This is a genomic window from Streptomyces sp. MMBL 11-1 (assembly GCF_028622875.1).
Classification (GTDB): domain Bacteria; phylum Actinomycetota; class Actinomycetes; order Streptomycetales; family Streptomycetaceae; genus Streptomyces.
Window position 1 is genome coordinate 5,500,911 of sequence record NZ_CP117709.1, and the last position, 15,972, is coordinate 5,516,882.

A 15,972-nucleotide genomic window follows, 5' to 3' on the forward strand; every position below is an offset into this window, starting at 1 on the left:
GCCGGTGGGGCGTGCCGCGGGCGCGAGCGGCGGGTCAGGCGGCCGTCAGGCTGTCCCAGAACGCGGCCAGGGCTTTCGCGGTCTCCTGCGGGCGGGCGGTGTTGGGGGAGTGCTCGGCGCCGGCGATCGTGGTGCGGCGGGCGCCGAGACGCCGCGCCATGGAGTCGAACAGCTCCACCGGCCAGACGTCGTCGCGCTCCCCGGACAGGACGTGGACGGGCAGCCCGACGGCGGCCAGCTCGTCCACCCGGTCCGGTTCGGCGGCCAGCTGGGCCCCGGTGGCGATCAGCTGGGCCGGGTGGTGGGCGAGCCAGCGGTGGCGCATGTCCGCACCGTCGCCGGTGTCCGCGTCCTGCGGGGGATCCAGCGCCCGCATCGCCTGCCACACCTCGTCCATGGACAGCACGGCCAGCGCGTCGCTCAGCATCTTCACCTTGTCCCGCTGGGCCGCGACGACCTCCGCCGGGCCCGAGGACATCAGTGTCAGCGAGCGGAACGGGGCGGCGTCCAGCAGGACGGCCGCGCGGGCGATCTGACCGCCGAGCGAGTGCCCGAGCAGATGCAGCCCGCCGTCCCCGGCACCCAGGGCTGCCGCCTGGGCCAGCACATCACGCGCCAACTCGCCCTGGGAGTAACTCTCCTGACGGTCCGTCCCCTGGGATTCGTACTGCCCCCGGCCATCCACGGCGACCACCCGGTAGCCCGCCGCGCACAGCGGCTCCAGCAGCGCGATGAAGTCCTCCTTGCTGCCGGTGTATCCCGGCAGCAGCAGGGCGGTGGACCGTGCGGGGGCGGGCGGTGCGGCGTCCAGGACGGCGAAGTCGCCGCGCCCGGTCTCCAGGACACGGGCACGGGCGCAGGGCGGCGGGGTGAAGGTGGGCGGGCGGCTCATACGGCGAGGCTATCCCCGCCGCACCCGTCCCCGCCTCACCGGGCGGCCCATCCGGCGACAGCGGCGGGCGTCTGCTCCGCGCCCCCGGGCAGCGCAACGGCCCCGGCCCCCGCTCGTGCGGGGGCCGGGGCCACAGGTGGTGCGGTGCGCCGGGAGCGTCAGCTCTCGGTCGTCGTCGATGCCTTGCCCGCCGGGCGGGTGGCGCGACGGCGGCGCGGCTTCGTCTCGGCGGCGGCCTCGCTCACCACGGCCTCGGCCTCGGAGACCACGGCGGCCTCCTGGGTCGCGGTCGAGGTGACGCTGCGGGTGGCACGGCGGCGGCGCGGCTTGGCGTCCGCCTCGGCGGCCGGGGCCTCGACGGCGGGCTGCTCGGCGGCGGCCGCCTTCGCGGTGGCCTTGGAGGCGGCCTTCCCGGTGACCTTGTCCGTGGTCGCCGTGGTCTCCGCCTTCGCCCGGGACTTCGTCGTGGCTCGGGCCTTCGGCTCGGCCGACGTGGTCTTCGCCGTGGCTCGGGCCGGACGACGACGCGTCTTCGCCTCGGGCTCCGGCTCGGCGGCCGGTGCGATCTGGAAGTCGACCTCGTCGGCCGGCTTCACGATCCGGGTGCGACGGCGCGGCCTGACGGCCTTCGGCTCGGCGGCCGGCTCCGCGACGCCCGCGGCGACGGCCACGGTCTGGAACTCGGCCGGGGCCGGCGCGGCCGGAGCCGCGGCGACGGGCGAAGCCGTCTCCTCGGCCACCGGCTTCGCGGCGGCACGGCTGCGACGGCGTCGCGGCTTGGTCTCCGGCACGGCCTCCGCGACCGGCTCGGCCACGGGCGCGGCCTCGGGAGCGGGAACCACCGGAGCCTCGGCGACCGCCACGGCGGCCTCGGCGACGGCCTCGGGAGCGCTGACGCGGGTACGGCGGCGACGGCGCGGCGTACGCGGCGCCTCGTCACCGGCCGGCGCTGCCGGGGCGGTCTCCTTGGCGGGTGCGGGCACCGTCGCGGCGCCCTCCTCCGCCGCGGAACCGCCACGGGTGCGGCGGCGCTGGCGCGGCGTACGGGTGCGGGGCTCGCGCTCCTCACGGGCGGGGGCCGGAGCGGCGGCCTTGCGGCCGCGACCGCCGGTCTCACCGAGGTCCTCGACCTCCTCCGCGCGCAGACCGGCACGGGTCCGGTCGGCGCGGGGCAGCACACCCTTGGTGCCCGCCGGGATGCCCAGCTCCTCGAAGAGGTGCGGCGAGGTGGAGTACGTCTCCGGCGGGTCCGGGAACTTCAGGTCCAGGGCCTTGTTGATCAGCTGCCAGCGCGGGATGTCGTCCCAGTCGACCAGCGTGATCGCGATGCCCTTGGCGCCCGCGCGGCCGGTGCGGCCGATGCGGTGGAGGTAGGTCTTCTCGTCCTCCGGCGACTGGTAGTTGACGACGTGGGTCACACCCTCGACGTCGATACCGCGCGCGGCGACGTCCGTGCAGACCAGGACGTCGACCTTGCCGTTGCGGAAGGCGCGCAGCGCCTGCTCGCGGGCGCCCTGGCCGAGGTCGCCGTGGACCGCGCCGGAGGCGAAGCCGCGCTTCTCCAGCTGCTCGGCGATGTCGGCCGCCGTGCGCTTCGTACGGCAGAAGATCATCGCCAGGCCGCGGCCGTCGGCCTGGAGGATGCGGGCGAGCATCTCCGGCTTGTCCATGTTGTGGGCGCGGTAGACGTGCTGGACCGTGTTCTTGACGGTCGTGCCCTCGTCGTCGGGCGACGTGGCGTTGATGTGCGTCGGCTGCGACATGTAGCGGCGCGCGAGGCTGATGACGGCGCCGGGCATGGTGGCCGAGAACAGCATCGTCTGGCGCTTGGGCGGCAGCATGGTGATGATGCGCTCGACGTCGGGCAGGAAGCCCAGGTCCAGCATCTCGTCGGCCTCGTCGAGGACGAGCCCGCGGATGTGGGAGAGGTCGAGCTTGCGCTGGCCCGCCAGGTCCAGGAGACGGCCCGGGGTGCCGACGATCACGTCGACGCCCTTCTTGAGGGCCTCGACCTGGGGCTCGTACGCCCGGCCGCCGTAGATCGCGAGAACGCGGACGTTACGGACCTTGCCGGCCGTGAGCAGGTCGTTGGTGACCTGCTGGCACAGCTCGCGGGTGGGGACGACGACGAGCGCCTGCGGCGCGTCGGTCAGCTGCTCGGGCGTGGCGCGGCCCGCCTCCACGTCGGCGGGGACGGTCACGCGCTCCAGGAGCGGGAGACCGAAGCCGAGCGTCTTGCCGGTGCCGGTCTTGGCCTGGCCGATGACGTCGGAGCCGGAGAGGGCTACGGGGAGCGTCAGCTCCTGGATGGGAAAGGGGGACGTGATGCCGACAGCCTCAAGGGCTTCGGCCGTCTCGGAAAGAATGCCGAGGTCGCGGAACGTAGTCAGGGTGCTGCCTCTTCTGTGAGACGCGGTCCGAGGCGAACGCTGGGGGTCGTACCGTGCCGGGGTTGGTCATCCGGCCGTGGATGGGCCGGGTGGCGCGGGACCACTGCCGTCGCTCGAGCGCTCGTGCCGCTGAGGGGGCCCCTCAGCTGCGGTCATACGTGTCGTACGCACCGCGTGGAGGGCTGTCGGGTCGGAGCCGATCGGGCCACCGACCGGGCATCCTCATTCAAGGGCGCGCCTCTGGCACAGCACAGTGCTCAGTAAGCGCAATACCACTGTACCCCGGATTCGCGCATGTGTGTTGGACGAATTCATCGGAACGGTATGAGGCCCCCGGCTGACCAGGCCCTTCCGCCCTGCGCGGAGCGGGCTATCGTTCCGTTCATGGAGACGCCTGACCACGCCACTGAGACCCCCGCCGAAGCTTCCGCGGCCACCGGGATCGCCGCCCAGGACTGGGCCACCGCGGCCGCCGACCCGCAGTACCGCGCCGCGGTCGTGGATCTGCTCGGCGCCCTCGCCTACGGAGAGCTGGCGGCCTTCGAGCGGCTGGCCGAGGACGCGAAGCTCGCGCCGACACTCGGCGACAAGGCGGAGCTGGCGAAGATGGCCGCCGCCGAGTTCCACCACTTCGAGCAGCTCAACCAGCGGCTCACCGCCGTGGACGAGGACCCCACCGCCGCGATGGAGCCGTTCGCCAAGGCGCTGGACGACTTCCACCGCCAGACAGCGCCGTCCGACTGGCTGGAGGGCCTGGTCAAGGCGTACGTCGGCGACTCGATCGCGAGCGACTTCTACCGCGAGGTCGCGGCCCGGCTCGACACCGACACCCGGTCCCTGGTGCTGTCCGTGCTCGACGACACGGGTCACGGGAACTTTGCCGTGGAGAAGGTGCGCGCCGCGATCGAGGCCGACCCGCGGCTCGGCGGACGGCTCGCGCTGTGGGCGCGCCGGCTGATGGGCGAGGCGCTGTCCCAGGCCCAGCGGGTGGTCGCCGACCGCGACGCCCTGTCGACGATGCTGGTGGGCGGCGTGGCGGACGGCTTCGACCTGGCCGAGGTGGGCCGGATGTTCTCCCGCATCACCGAGGCCCACACCAAGCGGATGGCGGCGCTGGGACTGGCCGCGTAACACCCCCTACTGGGCCGCCGCCGACCGGGCGAGGCGGCGGCGGCCCCGTGGCCGGATCAGAAGCGAGAGGGTCACCGCCCCGACGGACACGGCTCCGATCAGCGTCGCCAGGACATGGCCGGTATCCAGCGCGGCATGCGTCAGATACGCGCCGAACAGGGAGCCCAGCGTGCCGGTGAGATAAACCGCACGGTCGGACGGCAGTCGGTCGGCCAGTGATCGGAGCGCCGCCCAGGACAGGGCGAGTCCGAGAACGGCGGCGCCGAAGGATTCCCAGATCACAGAGGATCACCTCGCGGGGGTGTGCGGGGCGGGCAAATCGGTCGTAGGCGGTACTACCCCCGGCCCGTGGAGGGCAACCCTCCAGCGCCCGTTCCTACCCGTACGGGACCCGACGCCCTCCCCGTACGGAGCCGGCGCCGACCCCGTAGGGGAGACCCGGTGGCGCGCCGGCGGGAGAGGCCGGCCCAGAACAGAGGAGCGGCCCGGCGGGGGAAATCCCCGCCGGGCCGCTCCTGTGTTCAACGCGTCCGGTGGACTACAGCGCCCCGAACCCCACCCGCCGGGTGGTCGGCTCGCCGATCTCCACATACGCGATCCGGTCGGCCGGCACCAGGACCCTGCGGCCCTTGTCGTCCGTGAGGCTGAGCAGCTCCGCCTTGCCGCCCAGTGCCGCGGCGACCGCGCTCTCGACGTCCTCGGCGGAAAGCCCGCTCTCCAGAACGATCTCGCGGGGCGTGTGCTGCACCCCGATCTTGACCTCCACGGCTATGTCCCTCCGACGGTCAGTCCTTGCGCGGCGAACCGCGCCGTACGCAGCCACATTAGCCCGGCGGGAGCGGGGCTCAGGGCCCGCCCGGCAACGCCCGCAGCGAACACGGCGTCAGGCGTCCCCCGCCGGAGGGCTCAGCTCTGCTCGACGCCGTGCAGCGGGAAGCCCGCGATACCCCGCCAGGCCAGCGAGGTGAGGAGCTGGACGGCCGTGTCGCGGGGGATGGCGGACCGGCTGGAGAGCCAGTAGCGCGCCACCACCTGGGAGACGCCGCCGAGGCCCACGGCCAGCAGCATCGACTCCTCCTTGGACAGGCCGGTGTCCCCGGCGATCACATCGGAGATGGCCTCGGCGCACTGGAGGGACACGCGGTCGACCCGCTCGCGCACGGCGGGCTCGTTGGTCAGGTCGGACTCGAAGACCAGCCGGAACGCGCCGCCCTCGTCCTCCACGTACGCGAAGTAGGCGTCCATCGTCGCCTCGACGCGGAGCTTGTTGTCCGTCGTCGAGGCCAGCGCCGTGCGCACGGCCTGGAGCAGCGACTCGCAGTGCTGGTCGAGCAGTGCCAGGTAGAGCTCCAGCTTTCCGGGGAAGTGCTGGTAGAGCACCGGCTTGCTGACCCCGGCCCGCTCGGCGATGTCGTCCATCGCGGCGGAGTGGTAGCCCTGTGCGACGAAGACTTCCTGTGCGGCGCCCAGCAGCTGATTGCGTCGGGCGCGGCGGGGAAGGCGTGTACCCCGCGGGCGCGCCGCCTCTGTCTGCTCGATGGCTGTCACGCCGCCTCCCAAATAAGTGTTCCAGCACAGCCGGTCCGTGCACGCTGCGCCGTACAGCCATCGTACTTTTGGGTAACCCGGGTGTGCGCGGCGCGGACGCAGAATTTCATGGACCGGACAGCTGCGGAAGCCACAGTTATCCCTGGTCGCGAGCAAACCGGGGCGTATTACCGGTAATCGTCCTCATCCAAGGGAATCACCCTGCGCTGTTCCGCCACGTCGGCCTCATTGGCGGTGTCCGGATCGACGGTCCCGGCCCGTTCGTCGTCCTCGGGCCGGACGTCCGCCCGCTGCTCGGCAGCGTCCGCCTCCGGGGCCTCGGGCCCCGGCTGCTCCGGTTCGGCGTCCTCGAAGGTGTCCGGGTCGCTCGGGTCGACCGTCATGTGCAGCTCCCTTCCTTCCTCTGAAGCGTAGGTGGTGTCCGGCCATTCCGCGTGAGCGGCGGAACGGACCGGACACCCCCCGGTCACCCGTCCGCCCCGCGATGCGGCCTGTGATGGCGAACACATGAATGAGGGCGTGATCGTCTCGTAACATTGCCGCATGTCTTCGACCGAGCTGCCGGGTGTTCAGGCTGCCGCCGCCGCGGTGGCCCCCACGGTCAGTGCCGTCCGGGTCGCCGACGGCGAACGGCTGCGCTCCGTGTCGCTGCCCGGGATCGGCCTGAACGTCCGCTGCCGGCCGGGTGACCGGGCCGGGCTGCCCCCCGCGCTGTACGTGCACGGGCTCGGCGGCTCGTCGCAGAACTGGTCGGCCCTGATGCCGCTGCTGTCCGACGTGGTCGACGGCGAGGCGGTCGACCTGCCCGGATTCGGGGACTCGCCGCCGCCGGACGACGGCAATTACTCGGTGACCGGACATGCCCGTGCGGTGATCCGGCTGCTGGACGCGGAGCAGCGGGGGCCTGTTCACCTGTTCGGCAACTCGTTGGGCGGAGCCGTCGCCACCCGGGTCGCCGCCGTCCGCCCCGACCTGGTGCGGACCCTCACCCTCATCTCGCCCGCCCTGCCGGAATGGCGGGTGCAGCGGCCCGCCGTCCCGACCGGCCTCCTGGCGGTGCCGGGAGTCGCATCCCTGTTCGCCCGGCTCACGAAGGACTGGACGGCGGAGCAGCGAACGCGCGGAGTCATGGCACTCTGTTACGGCGATCCGGCACGGATCTCCGACGAAGGCTTCCGCGAGGCGGTGGCCGAGATGGAGCGTCGGCTGGCGCTGCCGTACTTCTGGGACGCGATGACGCGTTCGGCCCGGGGCATCGTCGATGCGTACACCCTGGGCGGCCAGCACGGACTGTGGCGCCAGGCCGAGCGGGTGCTCGCACCGACCCAGCTCGTGTACGGCGGACGGGACCAGCTCGTCTCGTACCGGATGGCACGCAGGGCGTCCGCGGCCTTCCGCGACGCCCGGCTGCTGACGCTGCCCGACGCGGGGCACGTGGCGATGATGGAGTACCCGGAGGCGGTCGCCCAGGCGTTCCGGGAACTGCTGGACGATTGCGGCGGGAGCTGATCCGGGGCGTGGGACGACACAGTCGAAAGGGCTCCGGGGCGATCCGTCCGGACGCCGGGGCAACGGAACCGGGCGGCGAGCGCGCCGCGGCGAGGCCCGCGTCCGGCGGCGGCCGGCGCAGACGGACCGCCCCCGCGCCGACCGGTGACGGGCGGGGCCCCTTCTTCTCCCCCGACGCCCCGCAGGTCCGTGGCGGCCACCCCGAACAGCGTGAGCAGGGCGGCGGCTGGGGCACCGGACCGGTGCCCCGCTACGGGCAGCCGCCCGACGCCCCCGCGCCCCGCGGCGCTCCCCATCCGCAGCCGCCCCACCCGTACCCCGGCCGGCACCCCGGCCCCGACAACCGCCCCGCCGACGCCGACGCCCGGCCGCATCCCGCCGGGCCCGCCGGGCCCGCAGGGCCCCAGGATGCCGCCGCCCGGCAGCAGGCCGTGGCCCGCCAGGTGACGGCCCAGCGCGCGGCACAGCGGGCCGCGGACGGCCGGGCGGCACAGCGGCCGACGTCTCCCGGTGGCCCGGTGCCGGGCCCGCGCCGGGAGTTCGTGGACGCCTTCGACGCCGACGCTCCGGCAAGCGCGCCCGCCGGGCCGCCGGGTGGCACCCCGGAGGGTGTGGACGACGCCGAGGCCGGGGAACCGGACGAACGCCCCGCGGCCCGGGGCGGCAAGGGGCGGACGTTCACCGGGATCGCCGCCGCGGCGGTGACCACCGTGCTCGCGGTCGTGGTGGCCGGGCAGGTCGCCGAGGACTCCGGCGACCGTGCGTCCGCGCGCGCCGCAGAGGTGGAGCGGCAGGGCCCGGGCGATGAGGCCTCCCGCTCCGACGTCCGCCCGACCCCGAAGCAGCCCTCGGCCAAGCCCGAGGTCAAGCCCCTCTCGTACGCGGACAAGATGGCGCAGCCGTTTCCGCTCGCCGCGGACCTGCGGGCGAGCGGCACGTTCGAGGCGGTGCCCGGTCTCGCGAAAGCCCCCGGAAAGGGGCAGAAGCACCGCTACCGGATCGACGTGGAGAAGGGCCTCGGCCTCGACGCCGGCCTCTTCGCCGAAGCCGTGCAGAAGACGCTCAACGACGACCGGAGCTGGGCGCACAACGGCGCGATGACCTTCGAGCGCATCTCGTCGGGCACCCCGGACTTCGTGATCACGCTCGCCAGCCCCGGGACCACCGGCGACTGGTGTGCCAAATCCGGTCTGGACACCACGATCGACAATGTCTCCTGCGATTCCGCCGCGACCAACCGCATCATGATCAACGCCTATCGGTGGGCGCAGGGCGCCGCCACCTTCGGCCCGGACAAATTGCTGCCCTACCGTCAGATGCTCATCAACCACGAGGTCGGCCACCGGCTGGGCCACAACCACGTGAACTGCCGCACTCCCGGCGCGCTGGCCCCGGTCATGCAGCAGCAGACCAAGACCCTCGAACTCGAAGGCATCAAGTGCAAGGCCAACCCCTGGGCGCACCCCGAGGGCTGACCCCCGCACATCCGTACGCGGATCGTCGGCCCGCCGCAGGCCGGCGGGGTGCGAGCGTCGAGCAGGGCGGCGAGGCGGAGTACGTGGAAGCGCCGGCCCCGTACAGGCGCCACAGGCCGACGGCCGTGTTCGCCCCCGCCCTCGATCCCGGGCTTGCGTTGGCCCGCCGGGCGATCCGCAAGGAGCTGGCCCGGGCCTGACCCTCCGTGACAACCGACCGCTGTATCGCGACGGAACGCGACCGGGGCGGGAAAGTTACGACGGTTCACCCCTTTCGGTGGTGCGACGGACAACCGTCCGTCGCACCACCGGCGTATCCGCTTACGGTCGTCCCGCTGTGAGTCGCCGTTTCAACGGCGGCCGCCCACAAGGGAGATCGGGGGTGTATTCGTGCGGATCGGACTGTTCACCGACAGTGCTCGCCCGTATGCGACCGGTGAGTCCGGCGGCCGGTGCGGCCAGGAGGGCCTCGGTGCGATCGGCCTCTGCCGCGCGGCCTCCCGGGGAGCGGCCGCCCTCCCGGGGCTCCTGGCCAAACGCTTCTTCGGGGTGCCGCTGCTGGTCACCGAGCACGGCGTCGGGGTCGCCGCAAGGGTCCGTGCGCTCGAACTCCTCCCCGTCGAACAGAACCTCGCGGCATTTCGCGGCATTTGCCTGGAGCTGATCTCGCACACCCCGGTACGGCCGCGACCGCGCCGGGAGGCCGACACGGCGCGGTCGCGGCCGTACCGGCGGGGGACACCGATGCGTGACCACCCGGCCCGCCACGAACCGAGCCTCCACGTACCGGTCCGCCACGAACCGGCTCTCCATGAACCAGTTCTCCACGCACCGGCCCGCCCCGAACCGAGCCTCCACGACCACGGAGACCCCCCGATGACCCGTCCGGACGACCCGGCGAAGTCCCTCCACCCCCGCCGCGACCTGTGCGAACGGGCCGTGGACCCCCGGGAGGCCGCCGCCGGACCGGAAGCGCACGGCCTCACCGGCCGCAGCGCCGCGCGCTATCGCCACCGGGACGTCTGCGCCCCCGCCGAGGAGCTGTACGCCCGCATGTCACCCCGCACCCGGGGGCCCGTCGGCGGCGGGCCCCCCGGCCCCGTTCCCGACGCCGACGCACGGGCCACGTGGACCCTCCTCGCCCTGCTCCCCGGAGCCGCCTGCCTGGCGACCGCCGGAGTGCTCCGGGTCACCGAGGGAGCCCTCGGCGACGGGACACGGACCCTCGTCACCGTCGTCGGCGCCGTCCTGGCCTGTCTGGCGCTCCGGGCGTGCCTGGGCCGAGGCCCCCTGCGGGCGCCCACAGGGGGCCGGGCCGGGCTGTACAGCTGCTGGCTGCTGGGTTACGCGGTGTACGGCGAGGAACTGCTCGCCCAGGTCATGACCGGTGGCCCGGACGGTCCGTGGGGCGGCACCCCCGCCCCGCTCCTCGGGTTCGCCGTCGCCGTCGCCCCGGCCGCCTGGTGCGCCCACCTCTTCGCCGTCCACGCCCACCGCGGACCGGCCGGCAGCCGCGCCCCGGAGGAGTCCGGCGCGGGCGTGCGGCCCCTGTTCCTGGCGGCCGTCATCCTCTTCCTCGGCGCGCTGCTGCCCCTGCTGTACCTGGCCGGCCTCGGCCTCGGAGGGGGCGGCGTGTCCGTGGCGGCCGCCTCCCTCGGAGTCCTGTTCTTCGTGGCAAGGCTGCTCGCCGCACACGGACTGCCCGAGCCGGGCGCCGTCGCACTTGCCGCGGCCTGCGCCGTCGAGGCCGGGGCCATGGCACTTGTCCTCTCGGCCCGGCTCCCCGGACTCGAACCCCTGGCCCAGCCTGTGGACGCCCTCGTCTCGGCAGGCGGGACCGGTGCCGTGCCCGCCCTCGCCTGTGGCGGGGCCGCCGTCGGCCTGCTGCTGCACGCGGCCTTCGCGCTCTCCCGAGCCGCCGCCCCCACCCGGACCTGAGCCGGCCCCACCGACGTACAACCGCCGCCTCACCGACCTGCCACCGCACGACCCACCCACGTTCCACCGCTTCACCGACCCACTTCCGCGGAGCCGACGCCGCGGACTCGTCCAGCACCGCACGACCGACCCGACGACCTAGGAGAAACCCGCCATGACCCCCCAGTCCCCCGCACCGGCAGTGAGCCGTCGGCACCGAGGCGGTGCGCGATGAGGGTGCTGCTGCTCGGAGCCAACGGATTCCTCGGCCGCTTCGTCGCCGACCGTCTGCTCGCGGATCCGGCCGTCCATCTCACGGCCCTCGGCCGCGGCGACGACGCCGACGTCCGCTTCGACCTCGCGGGCGGCAGTCCCGGGGCGCTCACCCGCTTCCTGGACGCCGTCCACCCCGGAGTCGTCGTCAACTGCGCGGGCGCCACGCGGGGTGGGGCCCGCGACCTGACCCGGCACAACACCGTCGCCGTCGCCACCGTCTGCGAGGCGCTGCGCCGCAGCGGCTGCGGGGCGCGGCTCGTCCAGGTCGGCTGCGCCTCGGAGTACGGGCCCTCGCAGCCCGGGTCCTCCACCGCGGAGGACGCGGTCCCGCGGCCCGGCGGCCCGTACGGCGTGAGCAAGCTCGCCGCCACCGAACTGGTCCTCGGCTCCGGCCTCGACGCCGTCGTCCTCCGGGTCTTCTCGCCCGTCGGCCCCGGCACCCCCGCCGGTTCCCCGCTCGGCCGGCTCGCCGAGGCGATGCGCCGGGCCATGCAGTCCGGCGACGGCGAGCTGAAGCTCAGCGGCCTCGGCGTACAGCGGGACTTCGTCGACGTACGGGACGTCGCGCGTGCCGTCCACGCCGCCTCGCTCTCCGCCGCCCAGGGCGTCGTCAACATCGGCACCGGGCGGGCCGTCCGCCTGCGCGACGCCGCCGCCGTCCTGGCGAGGGTCGCCGGGTACGCGGGCGCGCTCCACGAGCTGGACACGCCCCCCGCGCGCCTGCCCATCGGGGCCCCGCGCACCTCCGCCGAGTCCGTCATGGAACACCTCTCCGCCACCCCGTCCCCGTATCCCGACGGCTGCGGCGCCTGGCAGCAGGCGGACGTCCGCACCGCGCGGGACCGGCTGGGCTGGCGGCCCCGGATCAATCTGGAGGAGTCCCTGGCGGACATCTGGATGGAGGCGGCGTGCCGTATCTGACCGCGCCCACCGACGCCCGCCGCACCGCCGGTGGCGAGCCGCTCGGCTTCGGCGTCCCCGGCTACGCCCATCCGCTGCTGGCCCCCGCCGAATGGGCCGAGCTGGCCCGCCCCGGCACCCCGCTCCACTGGGCCGTCCTCAACATCGCGGACGGCCCCGGCTCCCGGCCCGACCCGCACTGCCTGGAGGCGGCGGGCAGGCTGCGCAACGCCCGCGAGCGCGCCCTGCACGGCGGCTCTCCGGACGACACGGTCCGGGCCTCCGGCGGCAGGCTGCTCGGCCACCTCGACCTGGCCTGGGGCGAGCGGCCGTTCGAGGAGCTGATCGCGGACGCCCGGTCCTTCATCGACTGGTACCGGACCGGCGGCTTCTATCTCGCCCGGTGCCCCGCCGAGCGGGCCGGACTGCCCGCCGTCCGTCGTCTCACCGGCACGCTCCACGCCCTGCTGGCGGAGAGCGACAGCGCCGACGCGGGGGGCCGCCTGGTGCTGGGCCACGGCACGCACCCGTATCCCGGGTACGCGGAGGCCGCCGACCAGCTGGTCACCTTCCAGGGCCCCTGGACCGATTACCGCTGGTCACAGGTGGCCGAGTGGACGGCCGACTACCCACCGGAGCGGTTCGCCCACTTCGTCCACGGTGTCCCGCGCACCCATCTGGAGGAGGCCATGCGGATCGCCCGCTGGCAGGGCGCCGGGACGATCTTCTTCACCGACCGGGACGGCCGGAGCGGACAAAGTGACCCATTCGCCGCGCTGCCCAGGTACTGGGACGAAATCGTCTCGCGGGTCGGACCGGGTATCTCGGAATGAGAAGGGGCGTGGCAGTGTTACGGGGAGAACAACCGTACGTAGTCGACCGTAAGAAGCCGGTCTACGTAGAATCCGACCACCTGCATTGTTGAGGTTCCTGTGTCGCTGCCACCCCTGGTCGAGCCAGCTGCTGAGCTCACCGTCGACGAGGTCCGCAGGTACTCCCGCCACCTGATCATCCCGGATGTCGGGATGGACGGACAGAAGCGTCTGAAGAACGCCAAGGTGCTGTGTGTCGGCGCCGGCGGCCTCGGCTCGCCGGCCCTGATGTATCTGGCCGCGGCCGGTGTCGGCACGCTCGGCATCGTGGAGTTCGACGAGGTCGACGAGTCGAACCTGCAGCGCCAGATCATCCACAGCCAGGCCGACATCGGCCGGTCCAAGGCGGAGTCCGCCAAGGACTCGGTGCTGGGCATCAACCCGTACGTCAACGTGGTCCTTCACGAAGAGCGGCTCGAAGCCGAGAACGTGATGGAGATCTTCGCGCAGTACGACCTGATCGTGGACGGCACGGACAACTTCGCCACCCGCTATCTCGTCAACGACGCCGCGGTGCTGCTGAACAAGCCGTACGTCTGGGGCTCGATCTACCGCTTCGACGGCCAGGCCTCCGTGTTCTGGTCCGAGCACGGGCCCTGCTACCGCTGCCTCTACCCGGAGCCCCCGCCGCCGGGCATGGTCCCCTCCTGCGCCGAGGGCGGCGTGCTGGGCGTGCTCTGCGCGTCCGTCGGCTCCATCCAGGTCACCGAGGCCATCAAGCTGCTCGCCGGCGTCGGCGACCCGCTGGTCGGCCGCCTGATGATCTACGACGCCCTGGAGATGCAGTACCGCCAGGTCAAGGTCCGCAAGGACCCCGACTGCGCGGTCTGCGGCGAGAACCCCACCGTCACCGAACTCATCGACTACGAGGCCTTCTGCGGTGTCGTGTCCGAAGAGGCGCAGGAGGCGGCGCTCGGCGCGACGATCACTCCCAAGCAGCTCAAGGAGTGGATCGACGGCGACGAGAAGATCGAGATCATCGACGTCCGCGAGAAGAACGAGTACGAGATCGTCTCGATCCCCGGCGCGAGGCTGATCCCGAAGAACGAGTTCCTCATGGGCACCGCCCTCCAGGACCTCCCGCAGGACAAGCGCATCGTCCTCCACTGCAAGACGGGCGTCCGCAGCGCCGAGGTCCTCGCGGTCCTCAAGTCCGCGGGCTTCGCCGACGCGGTGCACGTGGGCGGCGGTGTGATCGGCTGGGTCCACCAGATCGAGCCCGATAAGCCGGTGTACTAGAAGCACCCCGCACGGGGCTCTGTACGAGAACCTCCGTACGAGACCGTACGAGAAGCTCTGTACGGGAAAGGGGCCCGGTCCGCGCGCTGCGGACCGGGCCCCTTTCCCGTAGGACCGGCCTCCCGGGGGCGTCCCGCTACGAGCAGGTCCTGCCGTCCTCCGGGACCTTCCCGTCCAGGAAGTAGGCGTCGATCGTCGAGGTCACACAGTCGTTGCCGCCGTAGGCCCCGTGTCCCTCGCCCTTGTTGGTCAGCAGGATGCCGACGTCCTTGCCCAGCTCGTCCGCCATCCGCCGCGCTCCCTCGTACGGGGTCGCGGGGTCGCCGGTCGTCCCGACGACCAGGATCGGGCCCGCGCCCGGCGCGCTGGTCTCCGGCGTCTCGTGCTCCCCCTCGACCGGCCACTGGGCGCACCAGCCGGCGGTGTCCCAGGCCAGGAACGGGCCGAAGACCGGTGACAGCTTCCGGAACTCGGGCAGCAGCGCACGGGCCTCGTCCACGGTGGGACGGGAGATCGAGTCGGCGCAGGAGATCGCCCGCTGGGAGTGGCTCTGGGTGTCGTAACGCCCCTTCTCGTCCCGCCCGTTGTACGAGTCGGCGAGCCGGAGCAGACCATTGCCCGTGCCGTTGTTCTCCGCCTCGTCGAGCGCGGCCGTCAGGGCGGGCCAGCTCGACTCGGAGTACAGCGGGGTGACGATGCCGGTGATGGCGAGCGACTCGCTCAGCTCCCGGCCCGAGTCGGTCGGCAGCGGACTGCGGTCTATACGGGCCAGCAGCCGGGCGATGCGTTCGGAGCCCGCCTTCGGGTCCTGGCCGCGGTCCTTGAGGTAGTTGTCCAGGGCGCGCTGGAAGCCCAGGGTCTGGTTCCGGGCGTGCCCGGTCCCGTCGGCCGTCGGGTCGACGACCGCGTCCAGCACGGTGCGTCCCACCCTGTGCGGGAAGATGTGCGCGTACGTTCCGCCCAGCTGCGTACCGTAGGAGAAGCCGAAGTAGGACAGCTTCTCGTCGCCCAGGACCTCGCGGATCAGGTCCAGGTCGCGGGCGGCGTTGACCGTCCCGACATGCGGCAGGACCGCGCCCGAGCGGCGCTCGCAGCCGGCGCCGAAGTCCGCGGCGTCCTCGATGAACGCGGTCTCCTCGGCCGGGGTGTCCGGAGTCAGGTCGACGCTCCGGTGGGCCTGCTCCTGCTCCTTGTCGGTACGGCAGCGCACCCCGGAGCTGGCCGCGACCCCGCGCGGATCGAAACTCACCAGGTCGTAGCGGGAGTTGAGCTTCGCGTACGCGTCGGCCGAGCGCGGCAGCGTCCCGACGCCGGATCCGCCCGGCCCGCCGAAGTTGAACAGCAGCGAGCCGAGCCGCCGCTCCTGGTCACGGGCCTGCTTGCGGACCAGCGCCACGGAGAGCGTCTCCCCCGCCGGCTTCGCGTAGTCCAGTGGTACGTCCACGCTCGCGCAACGCCACACGGAGCCGGGCGCCTCGCCGCCCCGCGGGGCCTGGCAGCGCTGCCAGTCGAGGCGCTGCGAGGTGAGGGCGGAGGGCAGCTCCGGCGTCTTGGGGGAGTCCTTGAGCCCCGTCGGCGCGGGGGCGGCGGAGGCGTCGCCGGGGCGGCCGTGGGCCGGCTCGCTCACGTCCGGCTCCGTGCTCAACAGGCCGCAGCCGGCGAGCAGTCCCGCCGCGAGGAGGGCCGATCCTGTCGAGGCGACGGCCCGACGGACGCGACGATGCGCACGCATGATCCGGATTCCCTCCCCAGGGGGTGTCATGCCGGTCATGCTAACCGCCGTGCGCGGCAGGGGAGTCGGGGGCCCGTGTCACCCGCGTTCG

14 protein-coding genes are annotated in these 15,972 nt (G+C 73.3%); 7 read left to right on the forward strand and 7 right to left on the reverse strand.

What is annotated here, in order from left to right; all coding sequences use genetic code 11:
* Positions 1–34 precede the first annotated feature (34 nt).
* Positions 35–892 (reverse strand): alpha/beta fold hydrolase, encoded by an 858-nt coding sequence (locus PSQ21_RS24705; RefSeq protein WP_274033081.1) that lies wholly within the window; start codon positions 890–892, stop codon positions 35–37.
* Between the two features lie 158 nt (positions 893–1,050).
* Entirely contained in the window at positions 1,051–3,192 is a 2,142-nt protein-coding gene (locus PSQ21_RS24710) for a DEAD/DEAH box helicase (RefSeq protein ID WP_274035920.1), read from the reverse strand.
* A gap of 474 nt (positions 3,193–3,666) precedes the next feature.
* Here PSQ21_RS24710 and PSQ21_RS24715 point away from each other — a divergent pair, with 474 nt between their 5' ends.
* Positions 3,667–4,413, forward strand: a complete 747-nt coding sequence (locus PSQ21_RS24715; protein WP_007446800.1) for a ferritin-like fold-containing protein — start codon at positions 3,667–3,669, stop codon at positions 4,411–4,413.
* Positions 4,414–4,419: 6 nt separating this feature from the next.
* On the opposite strand, the gene PSQ21_RS24720 is transcribed toward PSQ21_RS24715, so the two are convergent.
* From PSQ21_RS24720 to PSQ21_RS24735, 4 genes are all read right to left on the reverse strand, one after another.
* Positions 4,420–4,695 carry a hypothetical protein gene (locus PSQ21_RS24720; protein WP_274033083.1) on the reverse strand — a complete coding sequence of 92 codons (276 nt, stop codon included), beginning with the start codon at positions 4,693–4,695 and terminating at the stop codon, positions 4,420–4,422.
* A gap of 256 nt (positions 4,696–4,951) precedes the next feature.
* A complete protein-coding gene (locus PSQ21_RS24725) occupies positions 4,952–5,179 on the reverse strand; it encodes a DUF3107 domain-containing protein (RefSeq protein ID WP_097871368.1) in 228 nt (75 codons plus the stop codon).
* Positions 5,180–5,319: 140 nt separating this feature from the next.
* The gene (locus PSQ21_RS24730) at positions 5,320–5,961 is read right to left on the reverse strand and encodes a TetR/AcrR family transcriptional regulator (RefSeq protein ID WP_097871369.1); all 642 of its coding nucleotides are present in this window, start codon (positions 5,959–5,961) and stop codon (positions 5,320–5,322) included.
* Positions 5,962–6,128: 167 nt separating this feature from the next.
* Positions 6,129–6,344 (reverse strand): hypothetical protein, encoded by a 216-nt coding sequence (locus tag PSQ21_RS24735; RefSeq protein WP_274033086.1) that lies wholly within the window; start codon positions 6,342–6,344, stop codon positions 6,129–6,131.
* Between the two features lie 160 nt (positions 6,345–6,504).
* Here PSQ21_RS24735 and PSQ21_RS24740 point away from each other — a divergent pair, with 160 nt between their 5' ends.
* From PSQ21_RS24740 to moeZ, 6 genes are all read left to right on the forward strand, one after another.
* Positions 6,505–7,470: an alpha/beta hydrolase gene (locus PSQ21_RS24740; protein WP_274033088.1), complete on the forward strand. Its 966-nt coding sequence runs from the start codon at positions 6,505–6,507 to the stop codon at positions 7,468–7,470.
* An 8-nt stretch (positions 7,471–7,478) separates the two neighbouring features.
* Positions 7,479–8,945: a DUF3152 domain-containing protein gene (locus PSQ21_RS24745; protein ID WP_274033089.1), complete on the forward strand. Its 1,467-nt coding sequence runs from the start codon at positions 7,479–7,481 to the stop codon at positions 8,943–8,945.
* A 744-nt stretch (positions 8,946–9,689) separates the two neighbouring features.
* Positions 9,690–10,883, forward strand: a complete 1,194-nt coding sequence (locus tag PSQ21_RS24750) for a hypothetical protein (protein ID WP_443334430.1) — start codon at positions 9,690–9,692, stop codon at positions 10,881–10,883.
* A gap of 210 nt (positions 10,884–11,093) precedes the next feature.
* A complete protein-coding gene (locus tag PSQ21_RS24755) occupies positions 11,094–12,059 on the forward strand; it encodes an NAD-dependent epimerase/dehydratase family protein (protein WP_030580443.1) in 966 nt (321 codons plus the stop codon).
* Positions 12,047–12,871: a spherulation-specific family 4 protein gene (locus PSQ21_RS24760; RefSeq protein WP_274033092.1), complete on the forward strand. Its 825-nt coding sequence runs from the start codon at positions 12,047–12,049 to the stop codon at positions 12,869–12,871. Before PSQ21_RS24755 ends, PSQ21_RS24760 begins: the two co-directional genes overlap by 13 nt.
* 99 nt (positions 12,872–12,970) lie before the next feature.
* A complete protein-coding gene (gene moeZ / locus PSQ21_RS24765; RefSeq protein ID WP_274033094.1) occupies positions 12,971–14,149 on the forward strand; it encodes an adenylyltransferase/sulfurtransferase MoeZ in 1,179 nt (392 codons plus the stop codon).
* Positions 14,150–14,285: 136 nt separating this feature from the next.
* On the opposite strand, the gene PSQ21_RS24770 is transcribed toward moeZ, so the two are convergent.
* Positions 14,286–15,881 carry an alpha/beta hydrolase gene (locus PSQ21_RS24770; protein ID WP_274033096.1) on the reverse strand — a complete coding sequence of 532 codons (1,596 nt, stop codon included), beginning with the start codon at positions 15,879–15,881 and terminating at the stop codon, positions 14,286–14,288.
* Positions 15,882–15,972 lie beyond the last annotated feature (91 nt).